This window comes from Streptomyces sp. NPDC005494 (genome assembly GCF_042872025.1).
Lineage (GTDB): Bacteria > Actinomycetota > Actinomycetes > Streptomycetales > Streptomycetaceae > Streptomyces.
In genome coordinates, this window is record NZ_JBIAJR010000005.1 from 1 (window position 1) to 22,469 (window position 22,469).

Sequence of the window (22,469 nt, forward strand, 5' to 3'; positions counted from 1 at the left end):
CAGGGGGGACCCTGTGGGAGAGTAGGACGCCGCCGAACAATTATTCCGGGAAAGCCCCGTGCCCTTGTGGCACGGGGCTTTTCTGCGTTCCAGGGGTTTATGCGGCCCACGGTGCTGCTACCCGTTGGGCTCACCTCCGCCGGCCTCGATCATCGGGGTCAGTCCGTCGAGGAGAGCCTTGAGGCCCAGCTCGAAGAGGTGGTCGAGACGGAGGTCGTAGCCGTCGCCGAAGGAAGCGACCACGCGCGTGAAGGTCGGAAAGCGGCCTGAAGCGGCCAGGCCCTGGAGCTCCGTGGCGCGACTGTCCATCCACTGGTCCTCGGACTGGCCGGTGGTCGCCGCCGCGTGTGCCTCCCGCTCCAGATGGACTGCCAGACCTTGGACGTGGCTGTAGAGCAGCACGTGGATGTCGAACAAGGTGGTGGGGTCGAGCCCGTGGCCGTCGAGTGCGCTCAGCGACCATTCACCGTGCACCATCAGGTTGGGAACGAGCAACGGGCGGGTGAGCGACTCCAGCTGGGCCAGCCACGGGTGGCGCCGGTGGAGGGTCCACAGGGTCCGGGCACCGAGTTCAGCTCGGGCACGCCAGCCTGTCGGCGCCGTGGCCGGGTAGAACTGCTCGCCGTACGCCGCATCCGCCATGAGCAGGATGAGTTCGTCCTTGCTGGTCACGTACCGGTACGGAGACATGGCGGCGACGCCGAGCCGGGAGGCGATGCCCCGCATCGAGAGGGCCGAGAGACCCTCGGAATCCGCGATGTCGATGGCCGTGCGCACGACCCGGTCCAGGGTGAGTTCCTGCTCGGCGGGAACCTGCGTGGGTGAGCCGGAGGAAGGGCTCTGGGGCCGGCGCCCGCGGGCCTGTGCCGTCGCAGGGGCAGCTGCCACCACCGTGCCCGTACGCGGCTTCGTCTCGACGGTTCCCTCCATGCGGAGGGTGGTCAGGGCCTTGGTGGCGGTGGCGAGTGCGACGCCCCAGTCCCTGGCGATCTGCCGGGTGGAGGGCACGCGGTCCCCGGGGGCGAGTTCACCCGCGCTGATGCGCCGCCGGATCTCGGAGGCGATGCGCAGGTAGGGCGGCTCGTTCGGAGGTGGTGTGAGGTCGGTCACGTGGGGCCTTTTCTCTGTGCTGTACTAGTGCAGCCCGGAGTCGCGTCGATGATGTGTGCACGGTAACTGTCCTAGCGCAGAGGGCTGTTCGGCCTCCTGGTGCGCGGGGTGCGTACGCCGTACGTTCAGTTGAGTACAGCGTACGAGAGGAGCTTCTGATGCGCACTGTTCTCATCTCCGGCGGAGGAATCGCCGGGCCCGCTCTGGCCTACTGGCTGCACCGCCACGGGTTCGCGGTCACCGTCGTCGAGCGGGGGTCCGGGCTGAGGCCCGGGGGCCAGGCCGTGGACGTGCGGGGAGTCGCGCTCGATGTGATCGAGCGGATGGACCTGCTGGAGCCGGCGCGAAAGGTACGTACCCGCATGCGGGGCATGTCGGTGCTCGATCCCGAGGGGAAGGAGATCCACCGCTCCACCGAGGCCACCTACAGCAGCGGCCGACTGGACGGCGAGGACATCGAACTGCTGCGTGAGGACCTGGTGCAGCTGGTCCACGAGCGCACGCGCGGTGATGTGGAGTACCTCTTCGGGCACACCGTGACCGTGCTGCACGAGGACGAGAGCGGCGTGCGGGTGGAGTTCGCCCGCGAGGCGCCCCGCACCTTCGATGTCGTCGTGGGCGCCGACGGACTGCACTCGACGGTACGAGGGCTGGTCTTCGGTCCCGAGGATCGCTTCGCGCACCACCTCGGCAGCTATCTGTCGGTGTTCAGCGCCGAGAACTTCCTCGGTCTGGAGGACTGGCAGGTCTGGCTCCGCGACGGTGATGCCGGCTTCGGCATCATGCCCGTACGCGACAACGCCGAGGTCAGGGTCGCGTTCGGGTTCGAGTCCGCCCCGCTCGCCCGTGACACGGATGCGCTCCGCCGCCAGGTCACGGAGCGGCTCGCGGCGCTGAGCTGGCAGGGGCAGCGGCTGTCCGAAGCCGCCGCCGCCGCGCCGGACTTCTACTGCGACGCCATGGCGCAGATCCGGATGGACCGCTGGTCGAAGGGCAGGGTGACCCTGCTCGGTGATGCCGGCTACTGCCCTTCGCCTCTTTCGGGTCAGGGCACCAGCCTGGCGCTCGTGGGCGCTCATGTGCTGGCCGACTGCCTCGCGGGGGCGCCGGGTGACCACCGGGCCGCGTTCGCCCGCTACGAGGAGCGGCTGCGCGCCTTCGTCACCCTGAATCAGGCGCTGGCCACGGAGAACCCTGGCGGGCCTGCCTCCGAGGCCTCCGTCGACCGTGCCAAGAACGCTGTGTCGCTGGAGGACTGAGGCGCGGGCCTATTTGGTTTGCCGAGTCGGGGACGGCGGGGGCACGATCGGCGTATGGACTACGTGGTGCGTGCGGTGCGGGCAGAGGAGTGGGCGCGGGCCAGGGAGCTCCGGCTGGAGGCGCTGCGGGATCCGGTGGCCCACCTTGCCTTCCGGGAGACCTACGAGCAGGCGCGGACCAGGCCGGACGACTTCTGGCAGCAGCGGACGGCGCGTGCTGCCGAGGGGGAGCACAGCCGCCAGTTCATCGCCGAGGGGCCCGAAGGGCAGTGGGCGGGGACCGTGTCGGTGCTCGTGGAGCGGCCGGGGGGCGAGCCGGGCTTCGGGGAGGCGGCGGAGGTGGACCAGACCCATGTGGTGGGGGTCTACGTCCGCCCCGGGCACCGTGGGCACGGGGTGGTCGACGCGCTCTTCCGGGAGGCGATCGACTGGTCCTGGTCCCTGTCGGACCCGCCGGTGGAACGGGTTCGGCTCCACGTCCACGAGGACAACGCGCGTGCCGCGGCGTCCTACCGGAGGATCGGCTTCGTCCCGTCCGGGCAGGCGATGCCCATGGGTGATGATCCGGAGGCTCTGGAGCTCGAGTTCGAGATCCGCCGCTAGTGCTGTGACCGCATGCGGTTCTCCCGGGACGGCACCTGCGGGAAAAGAGATTGCCCTGAGGCCGGGTCTCACATTGGCTGGGCCGCATGGCTGAACTTCGTACCGATCGCCTCATCCTGCGTCGATGGCGGGACTCCGACCTCGAACCGTGGGCGGCGATGAACGCCGATCCCGAGGTGCGGGAGCATTTGGGCGATCTGCTCGTCCGCGAACAGAGCGATGCCTCCGTGGCACGGTTCCAGGCTGAGTTCGAGCAGCGAGGCTACGGGTGGTGGGCGGTAGAGGTGCAGGCCACGGGCGAGTTCATCGGCTTCGCGGGCCTGGACCAGGTCGATGACCACATGCCGTTCACCGGGGTCGAGATCGGCTGGCGGCTCGCCCGCCCGGCCTGGGGTCAGGGCTACGCCACCGAGGCCGCGCTGAGGGTTCTGGCCTACGGCTTCGACACTCTTGAGCTTCGCGAGGTCCTTGCTGTGACGACGGCGTCCAACGTCCGTTCCCAGGCGGTGATGCGCCGGATCGGCATGACCCGGGATCCGGCCGACGACTTCGACGACCCCACCGTGCCCGAGGGGCCCCTGCGTCCGAACGTGCTGTACCGCATCGCTCGCGGTACGAGCAGCTGACGTTCAGCGCAGGGCCGTTCGATCAGGCTGCGGAGGGGTGTGCCGGCGATCGGCCCGGCCCGGTCGCGGGGGAGCGGGGGTGTCCTGTGAAGCCGTGCGGTCGGAAGCACCAGGGGCCGGGTTCATGGCGTCAGGGGGCCGGCAGACGCTCCTGCCACCGGGCGCGGGCCTGTTCCTCGGAGCGGAGCAGGGCCAGGGCGGGCATCCCCTGGTCCTGGCCGGCTGACAGCAGCTCCGGAAGCTGGGGAAGCGGCGCGACGGCGGCGACGTCGTCCAGGACGAGCGTCATTGGTGGGTCGAGCCGACCGTCGGTTGACCGTGCGGCCATGCGGCGGCCGTGCTCGACCACGTGCGAGGCGAGTGCGGTGAGCAGGGGCATCGCACCGGGGTGGTGGCGGGGATCCTCGATGGGTTCGCCGACCACATAGAGCGTTCCCCCTTCACGGGCAAATGATTCCAGCACGAGCGCATCGGCTCGGTTGGGTGTGCAGGCCTCCCGGATGTGGACCGAGGAGAGCGCCGCGAAGGCCCGTACCGTCAGTTCCTGCGCGATTTCCCGGCGTTCGGGATAGGCCGTGAGCGCGGACTCCAGCAGGCCGGCTAGTCCGGAGGCTGCCTTGGGGTGCGTACGCAGCAGGCGCACCGGTTCGTGGGCGCCGGATCCTGAGGCCCAGCGGTGGACCTGCCGGAAGGGACGGCCGTCCACGGCGGCGGCGTGCAGCCAGCACTGCAGGAGAGTCTGCGCGGTGTCGGCCACCGCCGCGTCAGCCCTGGCCACGGGGCGTACGGGGGTGAGGAGCGCGGCGGACCGCGCAGCCGCCGTGGCGGGGTCCTCGCAACCGGCGGTCGGCGACCAGTGGAGGCGGTCCGGGGTGTCGCAGAGGTGTCCCGGGTCGTAGACGAGGACCGGCCCCAGCTTGCTGCGGCCGTCCTTCGTCTCGGCCCAGACGCTGGGGTCCGAGGTGACGACGAGCGCGGGACCGGCGGCTTCCCGGATCGCCTGGACGACCGCGGGGCGGCGAGTGGCGGAAGCGCCGTACAGGACGTGCGGGGTGCGGGGCGTGGGCACCACGGCCGGGGCGGCGGGGTCAGACATGTACGCGGCGACGGAGACCCCTTCCGCGGGGACTGCGGGCGGCACCTCGACGACGGCGGGCTCCCGGGCGGCCGCAGGCCGGGCGGGTACGGGCTGCCGCTCCGGGGCGAGGCTCCGGTCCTCGTCGTGGCGCCGGCCCTGACCGGTCACGCGTTCGTAGTCGGCCCCCCGGTCGTCATCGTCCGCGTGTTCCCGGCGGGGCCCACGGTCGTACTCGTAGGCGCGATCCCTGCCCGGTCCCCGGCCGTGCTCCCGGCCGGGCTGCTCGTGCGGTTCGTACCGGTGCGAGGACACGGCCTTGCGCTTGCGGACCAGTCGCCAGCGGGTCACCACGCCCGCCACGAAGACCGCCAGGACCAGCATCACCATCGTCTCGCCGATGAACAGGCCCCAGAACAGGCCGTATCCGGAGAGCTCACCCGGTGGGGTGTCCGGCCAGGCGCCCGGCAGGTCCGTCGGTTCGACGGCCAGGGCGCGGAGGGCCAGGGGCGTCCGCGCGAAGCTCACGCCGTCGGGCCAGGCCCCGTGGGCGAACAGCCCTGCCAGGCCGGTGGCCGTCCAGGCGAGGACCGTCAGCCCGAACAGGAAGGCCAGGAGGCCGATCAGCAGGCCGTCCGGGATACCGCCCTCAATGCGCCCCGTGCCGGGTGGTGCCTGGCGTGCCATCTCATGCCACCGTCGACTCGGACGACTCGTTCAGCCGTTGCTGGTGCTCGATCCGTGCCGCCCGCTGCTCCGCCTCCAGCTCCGCGGCTCGTACGTCCTCGGGGAGCAGGTCCACCGCCGAGCCCTCGGTCATCGCGCGGTCCGTGAAGACCAGGGGGCGTTCGGCCTCGGTGATCAGGTGTTTGACGACCTGGACGTTGCCGTTGACGTCCCACACGGCGATGCCCGGGGTCAGCGTCGGGATGATCTCGACCGCCCACCGGGGCAGGCCGATGACCTTCCCCGTCGCTCTGGCCTCGTCGGCCTTCTGGGCGTAGATCGTGCGGGTCGAGGCCATCTTGAGGATGGCTGCCGCTTCCTTCGCCGCCGCTCCGTCGACGACGTCGCTGAGGTGGTGGACGACGGCCACGAAGGACAGGCCGAGGCGGCGCCCGAACTTCAGCAGTCGCTGGAAGAGCTGGGCCACGAACGGGGAGTTGATGATGTGCCAGGCCTCCTCGACCAGGAAGATGCGCTTCTTCCGGTCGGGCCTGATCCAGGTGTGCTCCAGCCATACGCCGACGATCGCCATGAGGATCGGCATCGCGATGGAGTTGCGGTCGATGTGCGAGAGGTCGAAGACGATCAGCGGGGCGTCGAGGTCGATGCCGATGGTGGTCGGTCCGTCGAACATGCCGCGCAGGTCACCGTCGACGAGCCGGTCCAGGACGAGCGCGACGTCCAGGCCCCAGGCGCGAACGTCGTCTATGTCGACGTTCATCGCCTCCGCGGACTCGGGCTTCGGGTGCCGCAGTTGTTCCACGATGTCCATCAGGACAGGCTGGCGCTCGGTGATGATCTCGTTGACGTACGCGTGCGCGACCTTGAGGGCGAAGCCGGACCGCTCGTCGAGGCCATGGCCCATGGCGACCTCGATGATCGTGCGGAGCAGGGCCAGCTGGCCCGTCGTCGTGATCGAGGGGTCGAGGGGGTTGAGCCGGATCCCGTCGTTGAGCGCGGCGGTCGGGTCGAGCCGGATGGGCGTGATGCCCAGCTCCTGGGCGATGAGGTTCCACTCGCCGACGCCGTCCTCGCCCTGGGCGTCGAGGACGACGACCTGACGGTCGCGGAAGCGGAGCTGGCGGAGCACGTACGTCTTCTCCAGCGCCGACTTGCCGTTGCCGGACTCGCCGAGGACCAGCCAGTGCGGGGCGGGGAGCTGCTGGCCGTACAGCTGGAAGGGGTCGTAGATGTAGCCCTTGCCCGAATACACCTCACGCCCGATGATCACGCCGGAGTCGCCGAGACCGGGGGCGGCGGTCGGCAGGTAGACGGCCTGGGCCTGGCCCGTCGACGTACGCACCGGCAGCCTGGTCGTCTCCACCTTCCCGAAGAGGAAGGCGGTGAAGGCATCCGACAACGCGGACAGCGGATCTCGCATGGCGTGACTGCCCTCTCGTTAGCGTCGGATGCCGGTGGCGAACGGCAAGGTGTTCACGAAGGCGCGGTGGTGCTCGCGGTCGCACCACTCGAGCTTCAGATACGACTTGCCGGCCGAGGCCCGGATCGTCCGCTTGTCGCGGGCGAGGGCTTCGGGGGACCGGGACGACACGGTGATGTACCCCACCAGGTTCACCCCGGCCGCGCCGCTCGCGAGATCTTCACCCCGCTGGTCGAGCCGGCCGTGGGCGGCGATGTCGCGCGGGTCGACCGTGCGGTTCATCTTGGCCTGGCGGCTCGCCTCGGCGTCGTCGTTGGTCTTCTCCGTCAGCATCCGCTCGATGGCCACCTCGGTGGGTTCGAGGTCCATGCAGACCGCGACCGTACGGATGACGTCGGGCGTGTGGACGAGGAGCGGGGCGAGGAAGTTGACGCCGACGGGGGTCATCGGCCACTCCTTCACCCAGGCCGTGGAGTGGCACCAGGGGGCGCGGGTCGTCGACTCACGGGTCTTGGCCTGGAGGAACGTCGGTTCGACCGCGTCCAGTTCGGCCGGCCAGGCGTTGCGCTTCGTCATCGCCTGGATGTGGTCGATGGGGTGGTCCGGGTCGTACATCGAGTGGACGAGCGAGGCCAGACGGCTCTGGCCGAGCGGCTGGCGGACCCGGATGTCCGCCTCCGCGAGACGGGCGCAGATGTCGGTGAGCTCGCGTGCCATGACGACGGCGAGGCCCGCGTCGCGGTCGATCTTCCGGCCGCCCTGGGGGCGCATGGCCCGGGCCATGGCGTTGGCCTCGGCGGCCAGCTCGCGGCTGTAGTGCATGCACGCGACGAGATAGGCGCGGTGCTGCTCGCTGGAGGTGGAGACCATCGACTGGAGCTGGTCGTACGAATCCTGGAGCCAGCCGGGGGCGGACCGGTCGCCTCGCTGGGCGACGTCCTTGGCGTGTGCGTCGGGGTCGGCCGGGAGGGTGCGGGCCAGCATCTGCAGACGGGTCACGAAGCCGTCGCCGTTGGCCACGTGCTTGAGGAGGGTGCCGAAGCGGTCGACCAGGGCTTCCTGGTCCTCGCTGTCGCGCAGGCCGACGCCGGGGCCCTCGATCTCGATGGCGGCGGTGACCGTGCGGCGGTCGGCGTGCAGCAGGACCGCGATCTCGTCGGGCCCGAACGGCGCGGCCAGCCAGCTGATCCTGCCGATGCCGGGCGGGGGGCCGATCTCCACCTCACGCCCGTCACCGCGCACCCCTGCCTCCATGGCGGTGGAGCGGTAGGCGGTGCCTTGGCGCAGGGTGCGCTTGAAGCTGCGGTTGATCTCGAACCACTTGTAGAAGGTGCGGCCCTTGTAGGGGACGTACACGACCGCCAGGGCCAGCATGGGGAAGCCCATGAGCGTCACGATGCGCAGGGAGAGGACCGGGACGAGGAGGCCGCTCATCATGCCGAGGAACGCCCCGGCGATGATCAGCGCGATCTCGCCCGTCTCGCGGTTCTTGCCGACGATCGCGTTCGGCCGGGCGCGGCCGATGAGATACGTACGGCGGGGCGCGATCGTGTGGGACTGGGTCGTCAACGCCCTCCACCTCCTGTGCTCGTGTTACCTGTGCTGCCTGAACCGCCCGCTCGCGAGGAGCGGCTGCCGTGGGGGGTGCCGGAGGTGGGGCCGGACGCGCTGCGGGGCGAGGGCGCGCTCCCCCCGCCGGAGGTGCGGGAGCTGTGAGCGGCGACGCCACCGCTGACCGGGTTGGCGGGCCGGGCACCACCGCCTCCGCCACCACCCTCGCCGCCACGACCGCTGTGGGTCTTGATGCCCTGGGAGACCAGAGCGGCGGGCGAGCTGATCATGGCGGCGGCCTGGGAGCCGTCGGTGGCCTGCTTGCGGTTGGTGCGGGCACCCTGGATCTCGTCGCCGAAGCCGGGCACGAAGCGGTAGATCATGGCGGAGGCGAAGATCGCCAGCAGGATGATGGCGAGGCCGGACACGACGGCCGAGAAGGCGTTGGGCCCGTCGTCCGCGGAGAGCGCCCCGGCGAGCCCGAGCACGATCACGATGACCGGCTTCACCATGATCACGGCGATCATGATGCCCGCCCAGCGGCGGACGTGGCCCCACATGTTCTTGTCGACGAGCCCGGAGTACACGACGACCCCGAGCAGGGCGCCCACGTACAGCAGGGCGGCCCGGATCACGAGCTCCAGCCAGAGGATGCCGGCGGCGAGGATCGACACGAGCGAGACGACGATCAGCATGATCGGCCCGCCGCCGATGTCGGTGCCCTTCTTGAGCGCCTCGGCGAACGACCCGAAGAAGACGTCGGTCTGCCCGCCGGTCGCCGCGGCGATGACCTCGGTGACCCCGTCGGTGGCCGAGACCACCACGTAGAGGATGAGCGGGGTGAAGGCCGAGGCCAGGACCGTGAGCCAGAGGAAACCGATGGCCTCGGAGATCGCGGTGGTGAACGGCACGCCCCTGATGGCGCGCTTGGCCACGGCGAAGAGCCACAGGACCAGGGTGAGGATGGTGGACGCGGCGAAGACGACGGCGTACTGCGTGCGGAAGGTCGAGTTGGTGAAGTCGACGGTCGCCGTGCTCTCCACGGCCTCGCTGAGCTTGCCGACGAGGTAGGCGGCGGCGTCGGCGCAGCCGCGGGCGAGGGAGGTGAGGGGGTCCAGGGCGTCGTCGGTCACGGAGGGGGTGGTGCGGGCGTTCCCACCGGCTTCGCCGTCTTCGCAGTAGTCCCGGGCAGCGCCGTAGATCAGGTCGCAGGGGTTGTTGCTGGAGCTGGGGCTGGGTGTGGGGGTCGGTGCCGCCGTAGCAGACGCGGCAAGCGCGACGACAGAGGCTTGCAGCGTGACCAGGAGCGCAAGGACGGACCGTGGACGACGCCAGGGTTTACCGGGCATAAGTGAAGCCTCCGAACCCATTGACCGCGCCGGCGATCTCGTCAGCGCTGGATGCCCTGTTGTCCCCACCTACGGGCGCAGGGCCGTCCTTCTGCGAGTGCGTTACAGCTTTCCAGTCACCGTCGACCCACTGCAGCTCCATAGTGATGGTGAACCAGCCGTCCGTGACCGGTTTGGTCGAGCCCTCACCCGCCAAGCCGATCAGGCCCGAGCACCAGACCTCCACGGTTGCTTGATCAGCTGAGGCTTTGGTCACCTTGGTTCCGATAGGTGTCGTGCGGGAAATGAAGGCGAAGCCAGGGGGCGCCGTGCCATCGTCCTGGAGGCCGAGGTTGCTGAAGAAGTCCGTCGAGTAGGCCTCATCGAGCGTGGCCCGGAACTTGGCGATGGATGCCGGTGCAATGACTGCATCGAGAATCCCGTCGCGTTTCGTCTTGTCGAACATGTCCGCCGACCCCAGCGCCACCGCGTAGTTCGCCGCCGCGCTCTGCGCACCCTGTTCGTCGTGTGCGAAGCCGGCCGCGATCGTGCCGTTCTTGCCCTGGACCGGTTTCGTGCCCGTGGCTGCGGTGGGGCCTGCTCCGGCGGCTTCGGGCTTCTTCTCGTTGTCGCCGCCCGAGCCGTCGCCCCCGCCGCCCTGGTTCGCGAACGCGATGGCTGCGATCAGCAGCACCACCACGCCCACAGCCATGATCAGCGAGCGGGAGTTCCGCGCGGGCCGGCGGCCGTAGCCGTCGCCGTCGTCGCCGCCTCCGGGCAGCCGCGTGCGCGTCTGGCGCGTCCCGCCGAGGGTGCTGTACGCATCGTCCGTACGGCCCCCGGGGTCGTTGCCGCCGTAGCCGCGCTCATCGCCCTGACTCATGCCGCGTACGCCCCCTCGGCCGTCTGCTGTTCCGCGTGGTACGACCGTAGTGGTGCTGGTTTCCGCGTGGATGCGGTGTGGTGACTCGACATCAGGGAACGCAACCTCTGCCGGTGGGCACGACGGATGGATGGTGTGGGTGGACGGGGCGGGCCCGGTGTCCGTTGCCGGGCGGAGGGCCGGTGGTGGGTCAGACAGCCATGCCGTACACGATGGTGAACAGCGTGCCCAGTGACCCGATGATGAAGACGCCGGTCAGGCCCGCCACGATCAGGCCCTTGCCCTGCTCGGCGCTGAAGGTGTCGCGCAGCGCCGTCGCGCCGATGCGCTGTTTCGCCGCACCCCAGATCGCGATGCCGAGGCAGAGCAGGATGGCGACCGCCATCACCACCTCGATCATGATGCGTGCCTCATTGCCCAGGGTCCCGAACGGCCCCCAGTTCGGGGCGATTCCGCCGATGATGGTGGTGATGTCGCCCTTTTCCGCTGCCAGGATCATGTAAGTCACCGCCCCTGTTGGGTAGTTCGCCGCCCGCGCCGTGCGACACGAGTCGGTCTCTATCTTCGCTGATGAAACCGGCATCGCACGACGCCTTCCCGGGTCTCTTTACCCGGATCTCGCACGTTTGACCGGAGAAGCCGCCCTGACCTGCGGCTCGTGTGGAGATCTGCCCGCATATGCATGGTTACTCTGTGTATCACGCTGGGTGACCGCTAGCAACGACGGTGGCCATGGGTTCCCGATGCGGTTGATGCGTTCACGGGCGGTGTGGCATTCGTACGCGCTGTTCGAGAGCCGTGAGCGCGCCGGTGGCTTCCGCCCGACGCGTCATCAGGTGCTGTTCGGGGAAAGCCTCGTTGCGGTGCGGCTCAGAGCACAGTCCGGGCGGGGGTGGCAGGGCGTGCTGGGGTGGCCCAGCGTGCGGGTGGCTTGAATTCGCGCCAGGAGCCGTCGAAGGGGAATGCTTTCGATTCGGCGAGCCGTGCCACTCGTTCGCCCTCGGCGCGTATCGCCGCTGCCTCGTGCGCCGACCAGTAGGCCGGGTGGCCCGTCTTCTCGGCGAACGACCGCTCGTCCTTCCATTGCCATCTGCGGTTCGGAGCGACGGTGATGTCCAGCTCGTGGTCGGTGACGTCGATGTCCTCGCCGTGGTGGGTCCGGTGCTCGAGGTTCACGTACCAGCCGCGGAATTTCTGGTTCCGACCGAAGAACCAGAACACCGCGTGCCCGGCGCCGAACGGCTGGTGGATGAGCGCGCTGCCCATGGGCCACCGGTCGGCCACCGCCGGATATCCCCCGGCCGGGCGGTCCTCGGGCGGGATGTTGCGGAGGTGGGCCCCGCGGGGCAGTTCCGTGCGCCACATCGGGGTGCCGGTCTCCAGCCACACCAGCTGGCCGGCGTCCGTGCGTTCGACGAGGCGTACGGGTACGCAGCTGCTCAGGTGGCCGCCGATGAAGAGGTTCCAGCGCAGGATCTGCCCTGCTCGCCCGGTCATGACGTGAGCAGGGCCAGGTCGTCGGTGGTGAGCCGCAGAGCGCCCGCCGCCACGTTCTCGACGAGGTGGTCCGGGTTGCCGGTACCGGGGATGGCCAGCACGTGCGGCCCTTGGTGAAGCGTCCAGGCCAGCCGGATCTGCGCGGGCGTCGCGCCGTGGCGACGGGCGACGGTGAGGACAGCATCGGGTTCGGCGCCGGTGACGCCTTCCTCGCGGCCGGCGCCGACGATGGCGAAGAACGGCACGAAGGCGATGCCCTGTTCACCGCAGCTGCGCAGGAAGGCGTGATCCTCGGCCGGGGCGGCGATGCCGTAGGCGTTCTGCACGCAGACCACGGGCGCGACGCTCCGGGCCTCGGCGAGCTGGTCCGGTGTGGTGTTGGAGATGCCCAGGTGGCGGATGAGGCCCGCCTTGCGGAGGTCGGCGAGAGCACCGAAGAGTTCGGCGACGGACGTGGATGCCTGGCTCTGTGCGAGGCGCAGGTTCACGACGTCCAGATGGTCGCGGCCGAGCTGCCGCAGGTTCTCCTCGACCTGGCCGCGGAGCTGGTCCGGAGTGGCCCAGACCCAGTTGCCCGAAGGGTCGCGGCCGGGGCCGACCTTGGTGGTGATGACCAGGTCGTCGGGGTACGGGGCGAGCGCGCTGTTGATGAGCTCGTTGGCGGACCGCAGCCGCGAGAAGTAGAAGGCCGCGGTGTCGATGTGGTTCACGCCGAGTTCGACGGCGCGGCGCAGGACCCGCAGGGCGCGATCACGGTCGCTGGGTGCGCCGTCGGCGAAGGCCGCACCGTTCTGGGGGAGGCGCATGGACCCGAAGCCGAGGCGGTTGACCGTCAGGTCGCCGAGCTTCCAGGTGCCGGAGGCAGAGGCGTCGATCGTTCCGGACGTCATTTCGGATGACGTTCCGGACGCCGTTCCCGATGACGCCTCACTTGACGCGGATGACGCGGACGAAGGTGAGGATGAAGGCATCGTCGGATTCTTTCACCGCCCCTGGCGGCGGAGCGGGCCCTTTCTGTCCCGTGAACTTCAGAACCTCTCCGTCAGAGTCACCGTGAAGCTGCGGCCGTAGGAGTGGTGGGTGGTGACATCGACGCGGGTGCCGCCGGGGACGCGGCGGACGCGGACCCCGGAGTCGGTCGAGACGAGGCGGAGGCGTCGTCCGTGGAGGGTGACGGACACGGTGTCCCGCACGGTCGTGGGGTCGGACACGGCGAGGGAGTACGTGCCGCCCGCGCCCCGGCGCAGGACGACCGAGGCGGGGCCGTCGAAGGCGAGCCGCCCCACCCTGTGCTTCCCGGGAGTGAAGGCGTTGGCGGCGGTGATGCCCAGGTGCGTGTGGGCCGCTGCCTGGAGGCGGGCCGTGTTGGACAGCACGGAGAGCGGGCCGTGGGCGTAGGACGCCAGTTGTTCGGCGGAGGCGTTGGGTACCAGGGCGTGGGCCATGGACGCGGGTGGCGCGTCGGCGGCATGTTCGTAGGACAGTGTGAAGACCTGCTTGGTCACCGGCGTGTCCGCGTTGGCGAGACGTACGAGTCGCCGGCTGCGGGTGACGGTGTCGAGCGCGACGACCGGAGGCGGCCCGGAGAGGAAGACGTATCCGACCGCGGTCCGCTGCCCCTCGTCGGCGTATCGCAGCCAGGCGGGCGGGGCGGTCCCGGTCCGCTGCCACGGCGTCCCGTCGCGGAGGCCGCCGGTGAGGGTGACCGCTGAGGAGGGGGCGGCGATGCGGCTGTCGACCGTGGTGGTCGCGGCGCGGCCCGCCAGACCGCTCACGCCCGCCGAGAGTACGAGGATCTCGTCGTCGAACATGAACCACGACCTGGTGGCGCTCGCGGCCCGGTAGGCGACGAAGTCGTCAGGGAGCGTTCCGGCCTGCTGGGCGGCGTACGCGGCGTCGTCGGACTGCACGAGGCCGGCCAGCCCGTACGCGCCGAGCCGGGCGCCCCCCGAGAACACGTGGGTGGCCCGGGGGAAGTAGACGTAGGCGTTCTGGGACTCGGAGGACGAGGTGAAGCCGCGCTCCGGGTTGTCGTACCAGAGGGTGCCGTAGAGCTCGGGGACGCTGCGCCGTGTCTCGACCGGGGCGGTGACCCCCGCGAGGCGGTGGGGCGGGACGGCCGTGAAGTAGTCGATGCCGAACGCCTGTCGCTGATCGGCCCCGGAGAGGTAGAGGTAGTGGGCGCCGCTCCCTTGGAACCACGGCATCAGATTCTCGCCGCTCATGTATTCGTAGGCGCTGATGCGTGCGGAGCTACGGGCCAGGGCGAACGCGTAGCCGGGCCGGCGGTGGACGGTCCGGTCCATCGCGTTGAACGCGGTGTGCGAGGAGGCGGGGCCGAGATCCCTCGCGGGTACGGGGGAGTTCAGGAGGTCGGCGTAGCGGGCGATGCTGACCGGGGAGACGAAGGAGGCCGGATCGAGTCCGGCTCCGGAGGTCTGCCGGACGTACTTCGCGTAGCCCGTGAGCGCCTCGGTGTCGGCCGCGGCCGTGTGCGCGGACAGGTCGACGACGGCTTCCACCACGGCGGTGACGTCCGCGTAGCCGGTGCCGGTCCGTGAGACCGCGCGTCCCTTGACGATCTCCATCATCCAGCCCTCGAAGATCAGCGGGGCGAAGCCGTCGGTGACCCAGCCCAGCACGACCTCGACGAGGCTGTCGTCGGGCACGTAGCCGGTGCCGTCGAGGATCTTGACCGTCTGGACGATGCGCGTGAGCAGCCCCTTGCCGTAGGAGCCGGTGTACGCGACGGAGGCGTGCTGGAGGAAGGAGCCGTCCTCGTAGAAGCCGTCGGTGACCCCGTGGCGCGGCCGGTAGGGGTCGACGGTCGAGAAGACGGTCAGCTGGTCGGCGATGGCCTTGGTGATGCGGGCCTCGTCGCCGAGCAGGGCACCTTGGAGGATGCGGTTGGTCGTGATGTCGGCGAGGTTGGCGCCGGTGTGGAACCGCGAGTCGAGATCGACGTCGCCGTCCTTGCCGTTGCGGAGGTACGCGTCCATGGAGGCGACATAGGTCGCGGTGAGGTCCGGCCGGTACGCCGCGAGTTCGTCCCGGAGCAGCACCAGGGTCTTGGTGGCGTAGGCCGGTATCCCGATCTCCCAGTGGAACCAGTTGCCGTAGTAACCCGTGGACTGGTCGCCGAACCAGCGGTCGTGGAGCCGGGCCAGGCCGTCGATGACGCGCCGCCGGACGGCCGTCACCTCCTCGGCGGGCACCGAGGGGCCGGGGCCGGGGAGGCAGGTGGCGAGAGCGATCTCGTAGAGGTACTGGTACGAGGTGCTCAGGTTGGGGTCGCTGGACCCGAGCGGTACGCCTGCGAAGAGCTCGTCCGGCCCGGCGCCGTCCATCGCGGTGAGCCGGGCGTGGGCCGTCGCCCGGAGGGAGGCGAGTTTGGGGGCGACCTCGGGGCGGGCGTTGGATTCGGCGGTGCCGGCGAAGACCGCGACGGTGTTACGGAGGAGGGCGGTCGCGTCCCCGTCCGGTGGCGTGGCGGCCGGATCGCGCGCGGTCGCCGCCTCGGCTCGTGGCGTCCGGGCCAGGGCCCAGAGGGTGGCGGCGGGTATGACGGACAGTGCGGCACGACGCGAGAGGTCCATCAGCACGCTCCTGGATCCGGGCCGTAGGCGTTTGTCCTCCTGCACCCCAGCCAAGCAAGGGGGCCTCGGCGAAGTCAACGGCGCGGAGCGCGCGGTCCAGGCTCGGCGGTACGGGTGGGGACCTCGGCGAAATGGTCGAACTCCCCGGCGACGACGCCCCTGGCGAACGCCTCCCACTTCTCCGCCGTCGTGGTCACCACGGTGTCGGGATCGCTGGTCTCGCGCAGGTGCACGAGTTCCCCCGGACCGAACGCGATCTCGATCCAGGGCCCGGGACCGTCCGCGTCCTCGGGGGCGGCGCGGGTCCAGACGAGGTCGGCGGGGCGCTCAGCCACGGCCGTGGGTCTCCTTGACGGCACGGAGGAGGGCGGCCCAGGCGGACGGATCGGTCCGGAGTATCGCGCCGCTGGGGTCGCTGCTCTCGGTGAGGGCGATCGCGCCTTGGTCGGCGGCGACGTGCACACACGAGTTGCCTTGAGCGCAGTAGGACGACTTCTGCCAATTGAGTGCGGACAACTTGGATCCCTCACAGATCGCGGGTGATGGTGTGTATGAGGTCGCGTGATTGTTCAGGTGTGAGTGCGATGGCCTCGAGCCGGTCGACCAGGACGCGGTATCTCTCCAGTTGTGCTTCCGCGTCCAGGAACGCGGGGCCGTGCGACTGGTCCAGATTTACGCTGTCGAGCTGAGGGACCGGGCCGTGGAAGTAGTAGATCGACTGTCCCGAACCGGCGAAGGCCCCGGCTGAGAACGGGATCACCTGAAGTACGACGTGTTCGTGCTCGCTCATCTTCAGAAGATGTTCCAGTTGCTGCCTGGCTACCTTCGGGCCGCCGAACTGCATCCGCAGAGCCGCCTCATGGATGACGGCCTGCTGGGTGGTCGGCGGGTCCCGGAAAAGCACCTTCTGCCGTTTGACACGGAACGAGACGCGGTGCTCGATGTCGGGTGGCGGCATTTCCGGAACATCCTGGCGGAAGATCTCGCGCGCGTGCTCGGGGGTCTGGAACAGCCCGGGGATATGGACGGTGACCGCCGTGCGCATCCTTCGCGCGTGATGCTCGATCTCGGCGAGATCCAGTAGTGGCGCGGGCAGAATCCCTCGGTACTCCTCCCACCACCCGCGCGTACGGTCGGAGGTCATGTCGCAGAGCGCGGTGATGACCTCCTGGTCCGCGTACGCGTAGTGCGCGGCCAGTGTGCGGACTCGCTCCGGGCTCACGCCTACACGGCCGGCTTCCATGTTGCTGATCTGATTCTGCGCCACGCCCAGGAGTTGTCCGGCCTGAGTCGCGGTCAGCCCCGCACCTTCCCGGAGCTTGCGCAGCTCAGCGCCGAGGCGGAGTTGGTGACCTGTCGGACTGGACCTCACCGTTCGGTCCACCTCCCTGAACGTTCGTCACCCACACGGGTGGGAGTTCACTCATTACCCGGCTTTCGGTTAATACATTAGCCAGAGCTGGCTATCTTGGGCTCAGGCCACCCGCCCGGAAGTACCCCGCTCGACGGAGCGGCCTCGTCACCGGGCCGTGCGAAACGCACACCCCCAACGCTCCTCCGTGAACGGAGACTTCCATGACTCTGGCCACCGTAACGCCGCCCTGGGCGTACACCCTCCAACTTCCGCAGGATCCCCGGGGGCCCGGGATCGCCCGGGCCACGCTGCGGACCGTGCTGCTGGTGCACGGGATGCGGGAGGTCATCGACACCGCCGAGCTGCTGGCGAGTGTGCTGGTGACCAACGCGTACCGGCACTCTTCGGGGCCGTACTCGCTCAGGCTGCGCGGGGCCGGGCGAAGCCGGGTGCGCGTCGGGGTGTGGGACAGCAATCCGGAGATCCCGGAGCCGTTCTGCGGCGGGGTACCCGGCGAACCTTGCGCTCTGGCCGAACGTGGACGCGGCCTGCGGCTCGTACAAGAGTGCGCCGACGCCTGGGGCGCCTACCCGATCAGGGGCGGGCTGCCCGGCCAGGGCGGGAAGGTGCTGTGGGTGGAGTGCACGGGGAGACCGGAGTTGCACCAGAGGTGAACCGACGTGACGGAAAGGGGCGAGCAGGGGCGTGGCTGACCGCGCCGCGCCCCTGCTGGGATCGGGTCAGTCCGAGTAGCGGGCCTCGAAGGCGCGGAAGGACTGTTCCTGGCGCCATTCCAGGCGGGCCTTGGTGCTGTTCTCCAGCAGCCGGGCGCAGCGGGCCGACTGCGGTGCCTGGCATTCCTGGACGGGCCGGAAGCCCTTGCGTACGGGGTCGGGACGCCACAGGCTGCGGCCCGGCAGGAAGGCGTACTCCAGGGACGCCCGGGCCAGGTCCTTCAGCTCGGGGTAGCCGAGTCCGTAGGTGCGGGCAGCGCGGCTGTACTCCTGGCCGATGTCACCGCGTGAGACACCCGGGTCGTCGGTGGACAGCACGACCGGGACGCCGTACTTCCGGTAGACCGGGAACGGGTGTTCGTCGCCCTCGACCTGGAGGATCTGCGCGTTGCTGGTGAGCGGTACCTCCACGGCGATCTGGCGGCGGGCCATGTCGCGGGCCAGGCGCCGCCAGTCGTCCTCGTGCACCAGGTCGACGCCGTGGCCGATGCGTTCGGCCTGGCCGGTGCGTACGGCGTCGTCGATGTGGAAGGTGAGGTCCTCGGGCTTGACCAGGCCGGGGACGAGTTCGCCGGCGTGCAGGGTGATGTGGGCGCGCGGATAGACGCCGTGCAGGTAGTTCAGCATGCGCATGTGCAGGCGGTAGTCCCGCAGGGAGATCTCGCCGTCCTCGGGCTGGACCAGGTTGACGGCCACGAAGCGCGGGTCCCGTTCGGCGAGCCTCAGGCCGAGGGCGATCTGCGTGAAGACGCGCTCCGGGGCGCTGTTACGGGAGACCTGGGAGATCCAGCGGTAGGTGATCCGGCAGGCGGGCGCAGGCTGTGTACTCGCGCAGCGTGCGGTCTCGCGGAACTCCGTGCCCGCCGTGTCCGCCGACCGGCCGGCCTCGGCGACCAGCTGGTCCAGCCTGCCGCCCGCGAGCAGCTTGCGGTGGAGGGCGGCCAGGTCCGTGTCCCAGCCGACCTCGTCCGCCAGCTTCCTGGCCCCCGCGGACGCGGGGGTGACCATGGTTTCCAGGTAGGACTGGTTCTGCGCCGCCGCGGATCCCGCCACATCGGCCAGCATCTTCCCGGTGTGCGAGGTCGCCGCCCCGAACTTCCCGAACGTGGCGAAGAAGTGGTCGTGCCCCGACTCGCCCTCCGGGAAGTCCTGCATCGACCACGCCCGGATGATCTGCTGCCGGAAGTCCGCCTCGGTGCGGGCGTCGGCGGCCGGCCGGGCGCCATCGGCGCAGGGCGGAGCGACGGCGGTCATCGTGGCGTCGATGCACAGCCCGTCTTCGGCTGCGAGCTGGATGAGGTACTCGGTCCGTACCGCACCGGAGAGGTGGTTGTGCAGGTCACCTCCCTTGGGCAGATCCCGGAAGAAGCGGGCCGTCGCGCCCGGATGGGCCTCCAGCCAGGCGGCGGTACGGGCCTCGGCGGCGGTCGCGGGCCGGGGGGCGGGCGGCGCGGCGGACGCGGCCCCCGCCGATGGGGTTCCCGCCGATGCGGCGGGCAGTGAGGCGGCGAGGGCAGCCGCGGCGAGGCCTGCGGCCGTCAGCAACCGGCGGGTGCGCGATGAGCGGTGTACGGATTTCACGATCACGTCCTGCATGATCACGAGAAGCGGACCGTGTCACGCCGGGCCGCGTGGGTGGCGCCCCGTAAACCATCCGTCCGAGGGACAGTGACCGGCTCAGACGCGGAGTTCCGGCGGGAATCCGGTCCAGCGGAGCTCCGGGGGCAGGTGGCTCATGTCGTTGACCATGACCAGGGCCGCGGGTCTGCCGGGGGTGTACCGGATGACGGTGAGCGCGGCGTTCGCGTGGTTGAGGCCGAGCCAGCGCCATGCGGGTGCGTCGAGGGCGTCCCGTACCAGCCAGGCGGCCAGGAACGCGTGGGTGACGACCAGTTCGTGACGGGGCTCGTCGCCCTGCACGGGCCCGGTGAACCGTGCGAGGGCCGTGCGTGCCAGCTCCGGGCCGCGGGTGCGGTCTCCGTCGAGGGCCTGCTCGACGAAGGCGTTCAGCCGGTCCGCGGAGTCCTCCGGGAGCTCCTGCGGCCCGGGGACGTACGGGACGTAGTCACCGGCGGGCTCCTCGGCCCGCAGAGGTGTGCCCGGGCGCAGCCGCTCGTGGATCAGCCGGGCGGTCTCCGTGGCGCGGGGGAGCGGGCCGTGGTGGACGGCCGAGATGGGCGTGTGGTGGAGCCGCTCGCCCAGCAGGGCCGCCTGGAGGCGTCCTCGTTCCGTCAGTTCGGTCTCGTCGGGCGAGGCCTCGGCGTGCCGTGCGACGTAGAGGTAGCGGGTGGCTGACGCGGTCATGGGACTTCTTTCTGCAGGTCGTACGGATGCCCGTGTGGACGGTGTGGTCCTGCGGCCGGTTCCGCGTCGCGCGTTCGGGTGAAGTCGTGGCGTACCGGTCCTTGCGGGGGCGGGGATCTTGCAGCCGGGAGCCGCTGGGCCCGGCGTGTCGCGTACGCCTGGTTTGGCACAGTGCCGCTCCGTGATCGACGAACGGGGTGAGCGGGGATGACCGTGGTGCGCAGGCTGAGTGATCTGGCGGGGCCGTCGGGCGGCGGTGACCGAGGGCAAGGGCTGAAACACAGCGACGGCCCCTGGCTGCGGGCGGCAGGGGGCGCGGATGAGCTGGTGGCCCATCTGGGACCGGTGCGGGGCGAGTTGGCAGCGGCGCACGAGGGCCTGCTGGCGGGCGCGGGCCGGCTGACGGCGCTCGCGGAGCTGGCGGCCGTACGGGAGTCCTGGGAGCGGCGCATCCAAGCCGCGCAGGGTGAGTGCGGCAGCCTCGCGGGCAAGCTGCGGGCTGTGGCGCGGGCCCAGGGAGCCACGAACGAGGCCGTGCGTTCGTCGTTCGCCCCGGTGGCGGCGCCCGCTCCAGGTGGTGCCGCGCGGTGAGGACCACGCTTGACTGGGCGCAGTTACGTGACCTGAAGTGTGCCGAGCTGGAGGGCGCGGCGGACGGCTGGGGCCGGTCGAGCAACCGGGCCGACGCCGCGCGGGACCGCATCGAGCAGCACCTGCTGACGGGCCTCCGCGGCTCGCAGGAGGGCGAGGCGGCACAGGCGGCGGTCGCCCGGCTGCGGCAGCTGGGGCGGAACTTCCAGTACGTGTACACCGAGTGCGGGCTCCTCCGCACGACGCTGAACTCCCTGGCCCACGAGATGAAGGCCCAGCAACGGGTGCTGACCGAGGCCCTGGAGGACGCGGCCACGCTGAGGTTCACCGTGCATCCGGACGGCTCGGTCACCTACCCGGCGGCGGGCGAAGGACTGGTCGACGGTTCGCCACTGAAGGGCGGCACGGCATCGTCCCAGGCCGCCCCGGAACTGGTGCCGCCCTCCGGCCTGACCGCGCCGAACCCCAACACCGCCAAGGCGCAGGACATCGCGGACCGGATCACGGGGGCGGTGCGCACGGCGGGCGAGATCGACTGGCGGTACGCGGGGATCCTGCGGCAGCTGAAGGCGGAGGAGGGCCTCAAGGTCCCCGATGCCACGTGGAAGGACACCGCGGGCGACGCGGCGGCGGTCCGGGACGCGGCCCGTACGTACCTCAAGAACGCCATCCCGCACGACGCGACGCCTGCGGAGCGGCGTGACTGGTGGGCGGGGCTGACCCAGGAACAGCGCGAGGAGTACCTGGCGGTGTACCCGGACCAGATCGGCAACCTGGACGGAATCCCGGCACTGGCCCGGGACGCGGCCAACCGGGACAACCTGCAGCTGCTGATCGGCAAGCTGGAGGGGCGCGACGACGACAAGTCCATCACGCAGCTGGCGGGGTTGCGGGAGATCGACCGGCAGTTGGGGGCGGGGACGCAGCCGCCGATGTACCTGCTCGGCATCGGGGATGAGGGGAACGGGCGGGCCATCGTGTCGTACGGCAACCCTGACACTGCGAAGAACGTGGCGGCGTATGTGCCGGGGCTCGGGACGGCCCTTGACAGGGAGTTCGCGGAAGGCGATCTGAAGCGGGCGTGGGACACGGCCAAAGGTGCACATAAGTATGACCATTCCAGTGCTGCGATGGTCTGGCTTGGGTATGATGCACCACAATTTCCAGATGGGCTCGACAGTGCTGACGTGATGGGCAACGAGCGGGCGGAAACTGGCGGTAGGGCCTTCAGCTCATTCATGAATGGGCTCGCGGCGACAAATTCTCATGGCGACCCCCACATGACAGCCATTGGGCATTCCTACGGCTCCCGTACTGTTGGGGCCGCAACGCAACAGGGCGACGGAATCCCAGGGGTTAACGACATTATTCTGGTCGGCAGTCCGGGGGTGGGAGTCGATCGCGCGGAGGAGCTAGGGGTAGGTAGAAACCATGTCTTTGTGGGCGCAGCCGAAAATGATTTGGTGACAAAGGCTCCATCTAAATTGCAGGGAAACTTGACTGCCGTTGCTGGCCCAGTTGGTTTTGTGGCTGGGAAGCTACTCGATCGCGATGACGACGACGTGTGGTTCGGGAAAGACCCTGCGAGTGAGGCGTTCGGTGCACGGCGCTTCTACGCGCACGAAGGGCCCTCGTTGCTGGAAGGCGGCTTCGATGCGCACTCGCAGTACTTCGATGCGGGGCCGGAACGCGACAACGCATCGGCAGACAACATTGCAATGGTTGTTGCGGGACATGCAAATAAGGTTAGGACGGAGAATCCGCGATGAGGCTCAGAGGTTGGCGCGTAGCGGCTGTCTTCATGGCCTGTGGGACGCTCCTTGGCTGTATGGGTGACAGTACGTCGAACAA

At 70.0% G+C, this 22,469-nt stretch carries 21 protein-coding genes; 6 read left to right on the forward strand and 15 right to left on the reverse strand.

From position 1 onward, the window contains the following. Window positions 1–117: 117 nt before the first annotated feature. On the reverse strand, window positions 118–1,110 hold the full coding sequence (locus ACFYQ6_RS16240) for a GntR family transcriptional regulator (RefSeq protein WP_388763441.1): 993 nt from the start codon (window positions 1,108–1,110) through the stop codon (window positions 118–120). 158 nt (window positions 1,111–1,268) lie between these two features. Between ACFYQ6_RS16240 and ACFYQ6_RS16245 the strand changes: the two genes are divergently transcribed. The 3 genes from ACFYQ6_RS16245 (at window position 1,269) to ACFYQ6_RS16255 (ending at window position 3,598) form a co-directional block, all read left to right on the forward strand. Then, a complete protein-coding gene (locus tag ACFYQ6_RS16245; RefSeq protein WP_361578669.1) occupies window positions 1,269–2,369 on the forward strand; it encodes an FAD-dependent monooxygenase in 1,101 nt (366 codons plus the stop codon). A gap of 54 nt (window positions 2,370–2,423) precedes the next feature. Next, window positions 2,424–2,972: a GNAT family N-acetyltransferase gene (locus tag ACFYQ6_RS16250; protein WP_361578666.1), complete on the forward strand. Its 549-nt coding sequence runs from the start codon at window positions 2,424–2,426 to the stop codon at window positions 2,970–2,972. 86 nt (window positions 2,973–3,058) lie between these two features. Beyond that, window positions 3,059–3,598: a GNAT family N-acetyltransferase gene (locus ACFYQ6_RS16255; protein WP_361578663.1), complete on the forward strand. Its 540-nt coding sequence runs from the start codon at window positions 3,059–3,061 to the stop codon at window positions 3,596–3,598. Window positions 3,599–3,728: 130 nt separating this feature from the next. Here ACFYQ6_RS16255 and ACFYQ6_RS16260 read toward each other — a convergent pair whose 3' ends face one another. The 12 genes from ACFYQ6_RS16260 to ACFYQ6_RS16315 all read right to left on the reverse strand — a co-directional run bounded on the left by ACFYQ6_RS16260 (window position 3,729) and on the right by ACFYQ6_RS16315 (window position 17,007). Beyond that, window positions 3,729–5,360, reverse strand: a complete 1,632-nt coding sequence (locus ACFYQ6_RS16260) for a type VI secretion protein (protein ID WP_388763444.1) — start codon at window positions 5,358–5,360, stop codon at window positions 3,729–3,731. Window position 5,361: 1 nt separating this feature from the next. After that, a complete protein-coding gene (locus ACFYQ6_RS16265; protein WP_361578657.1) occupies window positions 5,362–6,780 on the reverse strand; it encodes an ATP-binding protein in 1,419 nt (472 codons plus the stop codon). An 18-nt stretch (window positions 6,781–6,798) separates the two neighbouring features. Continuing rightward, window positions 6,799–8,349 carry an SCO6880 family protein gene (locus ACFYQ6_RS16270; protein ID WP_361578654.1) on the reverse strand — a complete coding sequence of 517 codons (1,551 nt, stop codon included), beginning with the start codon at window positions 8,347–8,349 and terminating at the stop codon, window positions 6,799–6,801. Next, complete coding sequence (locus tag ACFYQ6_RS16275; protein WP_388763446.1) at window positions 8,346–9,680, reverse strand: hypothetical protein; 1,335 nt, start codon at window positions 9,678–9,680, stop codon at window positions 8,346–8,348. The genes ACFYQ6_RS16270 and ACFYQ6_RS16275 overlap by 4 nt, the downstream gene beginning before the upstream one ends. Then, window positions 9,670–10,542, reverse strand: a complete 873-nt coding sequence (locus tag ACFYQ6_RS16280; protein ID WP_388763448.1) for a hypothetical protein — start codon at window positions 10,540–10,542, stop codon at window positions 9,670–9,672. The genes ACFYQ6_RS16275 and ACFYQ6_RS16280 overlap by 11 nt, the downstream gene beginning before the upstream one ends. A 190-nt stretch (window positions 10,543–10,732) precedes the next feature. Continuing rightward, window positions 10,733–11,041: a hypothetical protein gene (locus ACFYQ6_RS16285; protein WP_014047394.1), complete on the reverse strand. Its 309-nt coding sequence runs from the start codon at window positions 11,039–11,041 to the stop codon at window positions 10,733–10,735. Between the two features lie 371 nt (window positions 11,042–11,412). Next, window positions 11,413–12,039, reverse strand: coding sequence for a DUF402 domain-containing protein (locus ACFYQ6_RS16290; RefSeq protein WP_388763449.1), 627 nt, complete (start codon window positions 12,037–12,039; stop codon window positions 11,413–11,415). Then, window positions 12,036–12,929 (reverse strand): oxidoreductase, encoded by an 894-nt coding sequence (locus tag ACFYQ6_RS16295; RefSeq protein ID WP_388763451.1) that lies wholly within the window; start codon window positions 12,927–12,929, stop codon window positions 12,036–12,038. The genes ACFYQ6_RS16290 and ACFYQ6_RS16295 overlap by 4 nt, the downstream gene beginning before the upstream one ends. 138 nt (window positions 12,930–13,067) lie before the next feature. Continuing rightward, a complete protein-coding gene (locus ACFYQ6_RS16300; protein WP_388763453.1) occupies window positions 13,068–15,635 on the reverse strand; it encodes a polysaccharide lyase family 8 super-sandwich domain-containing protein in 2,568 nt (855 codons plus the stop codon). A 74-nt stretch (window positions 15,636–15,709) separates the two neighbouring features. Continuing rightward, window positions 15,710–15,970 carry a DUF397 domain-containing protein gene (locus ACFYQ6_RS16305; protein ID WP_361578639.1) on the reverse strand — a complete coding sequence of 87 codons (261 nt, stop codon included), beginning with the start codon at window positions 15,968–15,970 and terminating at the stop codon, window positions 15,710–15,712. Then, complete coding sequence (locus ACFYQ6_RS16310) at window positions 15,963–16,151, reverse strand: DUF397 domain-containing protein (RefSeq protein ID WP_388763455.1); 189 nt, start codon at window positions 16,149–16,151, stop codon at window positions 15,963–15,965. The genes ACFYQ6_RS16305 and ACFYQ6_RS16310 overlap by 8 nt, the downstream gene beginning before the upstream one ends. A gap of 10 nt (window positions 16,152–16,161) precedes the next feature. Further along, on the reverse strand, window positions 16,162–17,007 hold the full coding sequence (locus ACFYQ6_RS16315; protein ID WP_388763806.1) for a helix-turn-helix domain-containing protein: 846 nt from the start codon (window positions 17,005–17,007) through the stop codon (window positions 16,162–16,164). A gap of 203 nt (window positions 17,008–17,210) precedes the next feature. Here ACFYQ6_RS16315 and ACFYQ6_RS16320 point away from each other — a divergent pair, with 203 nt between their 5' ends. After that, complete coding sequence (locus ACFYQ6_RS16320) at window positions 17,211–17,663, forward strand: ATP-binding protein (RefSeq protein ID WP_388763457.1); 453 nt, start codon at window positions 17,211–17,213, stop codon at window positions 17,661–17,663. Window positions 17,664–17,729: 66 nt separating this feature from the next. Here the strand turns inward: ACFYQ6_RS16320 and ACFYQ6_RS16325 are convergent, their stop codons facing one another. Both ACFYQ6_RS16325 and ACFYQ6_RS16330 read right to left on the reverse strand, forming a co-directional pair. Continuing rightward, a complete protein-coding gene (locus tag ACFYQ6_RS16325) occupies window positions 17,730–19,319 on the reverse strand; it encodes an adenosine deaminase (RefSeq protein ID WP_361578725.1) in 1,590 nt (529 codons plus the stop codon). An 81-nt stretch (window positions 19,320–19,400) separates the two neighbouring features. Next, on the reverse strand, window positions 19,401–20,027 hold the full coding sequence (locus ACFYQ6_RS16330) for a histidine phosphatase family protein (protein ID WP_388763459.1): 627 nt from the start codon (window positions 20,025–20,027) through the stop codon (window positions 19,401–19,403). 207 nt (window positions 20,028–20,234) lie between these two features. Between ACFYQ6_RS16330 and ACFYQ6_RS16335 the strand changes: the two genes are divergently transcribed. Then, window positions 20,235–20,618, forward strand: coding sequence for a hypothetical protein (locus tag ACFYQ6_RS16335; RefSeq protein WP_361578624.1), 384 nt, complete (start codon window positions 20,235–20,237; stop codon window positions 20,616–20,618). Next, a complete protein-coding gene (locus ACFYQ6_RS16340; RefSeq protein WP_388763461.1) occupies window positions 20,615–22,387 on the forward strand; it encodes an alpha/beta hydrolase in 1,773 nt (590 codons plus the stop codon). Before ACFYQ6_RS16335 ends, ACFYQ6_RS16340 begins: the two co-directional genes overlap by 4 nt. Window positions 22,388–22,469: the final 82 nt, after the last annotated feature.